The following is a 6,291-nucleotide window of genomic DNA, read 5'->3' as shown; positions in this document are numbered from 1 at the left end:
GTACATGCGAGAATATCTTGCCTATGGATTCCATATGCATGCCCGTCTTTGGAAGATCCGTGTCATCGGCTATCAGTACGGTTGGAAGCACACTCTTCTTATGGTCCTGGCGCACAGTCACTTTCGTCAGCAGCCAATTGGTTATGCGGTACACGACATTCCGCCAGTTGACATTGTCTTGTGACAGATATGAATAGAGAACATCCTTCTTACCGCCAAACATACGACACAGCGCCGAACCATCATAATGGGAGAATCCTTTGATTGCAAAGAATGGAAGCAGTAACAATATTTGGAACACTTAAAGGTTCGTCAACTGGCAGTTCTCACGTTTCAAGCTACCAAGGCTGCGGGTGTCCAAATTTAAGCCTTCAAGCAGGCGCGTAAATGTATCCATAACTATACTGCGACGTTTTTCTGAGAAAAAGTTGCGGATTTCTGAGGGAATATTTGTAATTTTGCTCATGGCTTTGAGTTTTGAGTAATGTTTTTTTTGTCACATCTAATTTACTCATTTTCCGTGATATACGGAAATACTCAAAGCCTTTTTTATGAACTTTTTTATGAACTCATTCTAAATTCGAAACTTGAGTATATATTCTCTGCGGTCAAAACCAAATCTCTTGGTTTGATGTCAGAAACATCCCAAACGAAATAGATTTGATGACCGATGAGGAATGGGATAACTATGATCTTTAGCAAGAAAATGCGGATGCAATAATCGATATTGGCATGTGAAATAGGGGAAAAGATGATGAAAAGACAGTGAATAGTGGTGGTTTCGATGGAAAAACGCCTATTTTGTGTAAATTTTACGCAAAACGTTTTGTTGTTCAAAATAAACACATTACCTTTGAACTGCGTTCTTCCTCCTCCTTGCAAGGCATAGCCAAAACGAGCTTTGTCTCTGCTCTTGCTTAGAGCGTCGGTTGTGGCGTAAATTTAACGCAATAGGTATATGGATAAGATAAACAAGACAGACGAAGAGTTGAAATACTGCTATAAGTACCCCCATCCGAGTGTAACGACCGACTGTGTCATCTTCGGATTTGACGGTACAAAGTTGAAGGTCCTTTTAGTGCAGCGAGGCATCGAACCTTACAAAGGGAGATGGGCCTTCCCAGGTGGATTCATGAATATGGACGAGAGTGCTGAGGAGGGTGCGCTGCGTGAGTTGCAGGAAGAGACAGGTTTGGAGGGTGCGTACATCCGGCAGTTCCATACCTTCACTGCTCCACAGCGTGACCCTCGTGAGCGTGTCATCACCATTGCCTACTATGCCTTGGTGAGGATGCAGGAGGTAAAGGGTAGCGATGACGCTGCTGATGCACGATGGTTTGCCTTGGACGAGGTGCCGCAGTTGGCTTTCGACCACGACCAGATACTCCGAAAGGCAGAACAGGCATTGCGTCAGCTAATACACTTTGAACCCATTGGCTTTGAACTGTTACCCGAAGAGTTTACCATCAAGGAATTGCAGAACCTCTACGAGGCCATACTGGACGTGCGATTCGACCGCCGTAACTTCTACAACAAGATGAAGCGGCTGGAAATGCTGGAACAGATGGATGAGACAGTAAACCCTTCGCAGAAGAAAGAAGCTTTCCTCTTCCGTTTCAACAGGGCGAAATATGAGGAGCTGAAGCAGAAGGGATTTAGATTGGAGTTTTAAATTATAATAGGAATTTATGTACAACAGAGCATACACCCCCGATAGGATTTCAGAATTGAAAGAGAACGAGATATTTGTCTTTGGCAGCAATCTGGCAGGTGCACATGGTGGCGGTGCTGCACGCTTGGCTTACAACAAGTTTGATGCCGTATGGGGCGAAGGCGTGGGTCTGCATGGTCAGACATACGCCATCCCTACCATGCAAGGTGGGGTGGAAACCATCAAGCCCTATGTGGATGAGTTCATTCGCTTTGCCAAAGAGAATGATGGACTTACGTTCCTCGTTACACGCATAGGCTGCGGTATTGCAGGATTTCATGATGTTGAGATTGCTCCACTCTTTACGGATGCCATTGATGTGGAGAATATCATCCTTCCGAAGGAGTTCGTGGAAAACATTTCTCTTGATGGCGATCGTTGTTACAATCTTGAACGATTCTTGACTGCACATCAATACAACTACGAGAATGCCTTGCGGGAAATTACAGATGGGCGCAAACGTACTCACTGGATATGGTTTATCTTTCCACAGTTGGCTGTATTGGGACGTAGTGCCAATGCCAAGTATTATGGCATCAGCGGGTATGACGAGGCAGAGGCTTACCTTGAACATCCCATACTGGGTGCAAGGCTGAGGGAGATAACTATGGCACTGTTGCAAAATCGTGGAGAGTCAGCGGTAGATATATTTGGCGATATAGATGCCGTAAAGGTTCGCTCCTGCATAACACTCTTCGATGCTGTTTCGCCAGATGACATATTCCAAGAAGTGCTGGATGCTTTCTATGGTGGAACGTATGACAAGAAGACGTTGGATTTTATGTGATAGATGTAGGGTTACTTTTGCCTCTATACTATCATAAACGCAATAATAACAAAAAAGTTAAGATATGGACAAGAATACAATAAAAGACAGAATAAGAGGCTCGCTTATAGGCGGAGCCATTGGTGATGCACTGGGATATCCTGTGGAGTTTATCTATTCCTTCGGTGATATCCAACGTAGGTATGGCAGAAATGGTATTACACGACTTGATACCCATCAATGGTGGTTGGAAAAAGACAACGGCAATGGTAAGGCTGTAGTATCTGACGACACACAGATGACTCTCTTCACTGCTTGCGGATTGCTGAATGCTAAGGCTGAGAATGAACCGTTTATGCCGTTGATATGCAAGGCATATATAGAATGGTTGTGCACTCAGACGGGTAAGAAAAAGAAAGGATATGACAAGTGTTGGATAAGAAATGTGCCAGAGTTGAATGTACGCAGAGCTCCAGGCAATACATGCATTACATCCCTAAATGACATCCTTAGGGGTGTTGATCCAATCAATAACAGCAAGGGATGTGGTGGGGTTATGCGCATAGCCCCGATTCCTCTGTATGGCGCAACTGCAGACAGAATAGATATCCAAGAGGTTTGCAAACTGGCTGCTGATGCCTCAGAATTGACTCACCAGCATCCATTGGGCTATATTCCGTCAGCCCTTGTGGCTTACGTTATCTATAAGTTGGTGAAAGATGAAGCACCCGAACGTGAGACCTGCAAGGACTATATCCGTGAAGGTCTAAAAGTGATAGCTGAATTGTTTCCCAATTATCCAGAAGAGGTAAAGCGGTTTACCACTCTGATAAAAACCGCCATTCTATGGTCTGACATCTCTACTGATGACGTGAGAACCATTGAGGAGGAACTGGGTGGAGGATGGGTAGCTGAAGAGACAGTAGCCATTGCGGTATATTGTTCGTTGGCATATTTCGACAATTTTGAAAGGGCTATGATAGCCTCTGTCAACCATAAGGGGGACAGTGACTCTACGGGTGCAGTAACAGGTAATATCCTTGGTGCAGCCATTGGTTATGATGCCATTCCACAGTATTTCAAGGATGACCTTGAATTACATGATGTGATTCTGCATGTCGCCGACGACCTGTGGCGTGACAAGACAACAGAGTTTTTAAATAAAAAATAGAAATTGTATCGCAATGAAATATGACAAGCAGAACTTGATAGATACAGCAAGGTCATTTGCACGAGATGACTTTGTGTTCTTTTGGGGACACTCCGACAGAATGGGAGGTGTTGGCAAGGTATGTCTAAGCCAATGGTATATGTGCTCCTTTGCAGTAGAGGATGTATATTACAACTGTGCGGAGCAATATATGATGGCAGAGAAGGCACGCATCTTTGGTGATGATGACGCATGGCAACAGATTATGGCATCGTATGACCCGATGACAATAAAGAAACTTGGCAGGAAAGTACGGAACTTCAATGCATACGTATGGAAAAAGAACTGTCAGGAGGTTGTCAAGAGAGGAAACCTTGCCAAATTCTCACAGAATCTAAAGCTAATGGAATATCTGCTTGGCACAGGTGACAAGATATTGGTTGAAGCATCACCTAAAGACACCATCTGGGGCATCGGACTTCCCGAAGATGCTCCCGAGGTCTGTAATCCGCGCCTATGGCAAGGTGAAAACCTGCTGGGCTTCACGCTGATGGAAGTAAGGGATATGCTCAGAGTAAAAGAGGAAGATTCGGCCGACAATGTATCGGAGGAGGATATGAAGAAAGCTTTGCTCATGTGGACGATGGGTGCAGGCAACTCAGCTCGCCGCTTCAACTACGAAGACCCTATGCCCGAGAAAACAAAAGTGGCTAAGCCTTGGGGAAATCCTCTTGATCGATATGTTTCTATGCCACAAGATTTCTATCTCACCGCCAGACAGATGGATATAATCAGATATGGTCATATACCAGATGCGATGGAAGACCATTGGTACATGTATTGCGACGATAATGCTATTCACTATCTCCGAAGTTGGACAGGTTTCCACATTTTCGAAGCACATTACGAAGAAAATGGTGATGAATATCGCATTACAGAGTTGCGCGTCAATAACAATCCTGATGAATATAGGTTGAGTGACGCAGAATCTGCTACAGCATTGTTCTACGCTTTGCTAATCAGTGAGTACGGCGGTGATGCTTCAGCATACTGGAATGCAGCTTTTTAGGATAGATAAAACAATGGGACAAAATGGAAGATAATTATATGGCTACCACACGGAATGGGCACGAACTGAAGGATATGTATAACCCAGAAACAAACACTCTGGATATACGTTCCAATGGTTTGTACCCCTCCAATGTGCTGAGTAATCTATGCAGTAACGCTTTCGTTTTTGATGGCGTAGAGTGTGGCAGTATGGAGGGATTCCTTCAGTCACTCAAGTGCAAGGATGAAGAACGCCAGAAGCAGATTTGTGCGATGAAGGGTGGAGAAGCTAAAAAGCGCAGTACCACGGCATGGCAGAAAGATCAGATTCTCTGGTGGAAAGGACAAGCGATAGACCGACAGGAACTTTTTGAATACTCGGAGTTATTAAAAAAGGCTTATCAAGCTATGTTTGAGCAAAACGAAAGGTTCCGTAAGGCTCTTTTACAGACACGCGGCATGGAACTTACCCACGAAAGCGGTAATGGAGATTGTGAGAAAACAATACTTACTTCCTGGGAATTTACAGAGCTCCTTACCGACCTACGTGATTTCTATGCAGATCTCTATCTGCAGCGACAGTTATATCAGAAAGGGATAATCAAAGAGCTTGGTGTAGGTAAGATAGACTGTGATGCCAGAGGATTATGGTTTGGCATCCCACCATTGGACTTTAGTGATTGGAAGCTTGTCGTCAGGACGAATGCCTTTCAGTTTGTCTGGGAGAAAGAATCGCAAATCATTGATTCTTATTCAAAAGGATTGAAAGTTGAAAGCATAACTGTTCTCGAAGATAAGAGGGGTAGTGAGATAGTGTTGAATCCTCTGCCTCTGGAAAATGGTCAAGACCTACATGTATTAGCAACAAACTTCTGTGGGGAATTCTATGTTAAGTTCTATGTCAGAAGATCATACTCCTCATGGGATTTGGAATTAGATTCTTTTGACTATATATACAAGTAACTTATAGACGACAATTAATCAGATGTATGATAGAAAATGAGATAATATATGACCGAATAAAGGGTTGTCTTACAGCCGTTGCCTTATCGGACGCATTGAATAATCTGAAACTTACAACGGGTAAGAGCTTCAAGAGTGCATTCAAATTCAACCCTGACTACAGAGAGAAACCTGTACCGGAACAGTATCTACAGTATTACAAAGGTAAGAATACGACAGATAAATATCTTTTTTTAGGGTTTAATGGTAGCCCAACAATGCCGCCATCTAATATGATGAAAGCATTAATAGATAGCATGTATGCGTTGATGATGTGGAAAGAGGATACACAAAAGTCTGGCATTTATGTTGATCCAACCGCTTATCTCAATATGGCAATTGATATGTCGCCATGGATCAAGAGCTACTGGGAACAGTTTGAATCGAGAATATGTTGGAGTACAGCTGTAGCGGTAGGTGTTCTGGCGACATGGCTGTTTGACTACAGCAAAGATATTAATCGCGACATTAAGATTGTAGCATCCAGTCCATTGCTCGCCTTGCATCTTGATGATGATGAAAAAGATAATGCAAGACTAATCATGAAAGAGAGAACTATCTGCTTTCTATGTTAAAATCCAAATATTTTGACCATTATTTTTAATTTATGCT

At 43.4% G+C, this 6,291-nt stretch carries 8 protein-coding genes and 1 pseudogene; 8 read left to right on the top strand and 1 reads right to left on the bottom strand.

The window, feature by feature from the left end:
* Positions 1-184, top strand: a 184-nt coding sequence (locus KM934_RS12130; RefSeq protein ID WP_215760863.1) for a hypothetical protein, incomplete at its 5' end; no start/stop codon positions are given.
* Between the two features lie 117 nt (positions 185-301).
* On the opposite strand, the gene KM934_RS13210 is transcribed toward KM934_RS12130, so the two are convergent.
* A complete protein-coding gene (locus tag KM934_RS13210; RefSeq protein WP_252344996.1) occupies positions 302-466 on the bottom strand; it encodes a hypothetical protein in 165 nt (54 codons plus the stop codon).
* Positions 467-958: 492 nt separating this feature from the next.
* On the opposite strand from KM934_RS13210, the gene KM934_RS12120 reads away from it, so the two are divergent.
* The 7 genes and pseudogenes from KM934_RS12120 to KM934_RS12090 all read left to right on the top strand — a co-directional run bounded on the left by KM934_RS12120 (position 959) and on the right by KM934_RS12090 (position 6,254).
* Positions 959-1,672, top strand: a complete 714-nt coding sequence (locus KM934_RS12120) for an NUDIX hydrolase (RefSeq protein WP_215760861.1) — start codon at positions 959-961, stop codon at positions 1,670-1,672.
* Between the two features lie 16 nt (positions 1,673-1,688).
* Positions 1,689-2,060: pseudogene (locus KM934_RS12115) on the top strand (A1S_2505 family phage non-structural protein); the annotation flags it as partial.
* Positions 2,061-2,498, top strand: a complete 438-nt coding sequence (locus KM934_RS12110; RefSeq protein WP_317192674.1) for a DUF1810 domain-containing protein — start codon at positions 2,061-2,063, stop codon at positions 2,496-2,498.
* A gap of 64 nt (positions 2,499-2,562) precedes the next feature.
* On the top strand, positions 2,563-3,648 hold the full coding sequence (locus tag KM934_RS12105) for an ADP-ribosylglycohydrolase family protein (protein ID WP_215760860.1): 1,086 nt from the start codon (positions 2,563-2,565) through the stop codon (positions 3,646-3,648).
* 13 nt (positions 3,649-3,661) lie between these two features.
* A complete protein-coding gene (locus KM934_RS12100; RefSeq protein WP_215760859.1) occupies positions 3,662-4,696 on the top strand; it encodes an NADAR family protein in 1,035 nt (344 codons plus the stop codon).
* A gap of 23 nt (positions 4,697-4,719) precedes the next feature.
* Entirely contained in the window at positions 4,720-5,640 is a 921-nt protein-coding gene (locus KM934_RS12095; protein WP_215760858.1) for an NADAR family protein, read from the top strand.
* Between the two features lie 26 nt (positions 5,641-5,666).
* Positions 5,667-6,254, top strand: coding sequence for a hypothetical protein (locus KM934_RS12090; RefSeq protein ID WP_215760857.1), 588 nt, complete (start codon positions 5,667-5,669; stop codon positions 6,252-6,254).
* Positions 6,255-6,291 lie beyond the last annotated feature (37 nt).

Source organism: Hallella faecis, from assembly GCF_018789675.1.
Taxonomy (GTDB): Bacteria; Bacteroidota; Bacteroidia; order Bacteroidales; family Bacteroidaceae; genus Prevotella; species Prevotella faecis.
This window is presented reverse-complemented; position numbering and strand designations above follow the sequence as displayed.

Bases quoted from the DNA above. Each gene is read 5' to 3' on its own strand.
- KM934_RS13210 (WP_252344996.1), bottom strand. From the start codon at position 466: ATGAGCAAAATTACAAATATTCCCTCAGAAATCCGCAACTTTTTCTCA.
- KM934_RS12120 (WP_215760861.1), top strand. From the start codon at position 959: ATGGATAAGATAAACAAGACAGACGAAGAGTTGAAATACTGCTATAAG.
- KM934_RS12105 (WP_215760860.1), top strand. From the start codon at position 2,563: ATGGACAAGAATACAATAAAAGACAGAATAAGAGGCTCGCTTATAGGC.
- KM934_RS12100 (WP_215760859.1), top strand. From the start codon at position 3,662: ATGAAATATGACAAGCAGAACTTGATAGATACAGCAAGGTCATTTGCA.
- KM934_RS12095 (WP_215760858.1), top strand. From the start codon at position 4,720: ATGGAAGATAATTATATGGCTACCACACGGAATGGGCACGAACTGAAG.
- KM934_RS12090 (WP_215760857.1), top strand. From the start codon at position 5,667: ATGATAGAAAATGAGATAATATATGACCGAATAAAGGGTTGTCTTACA.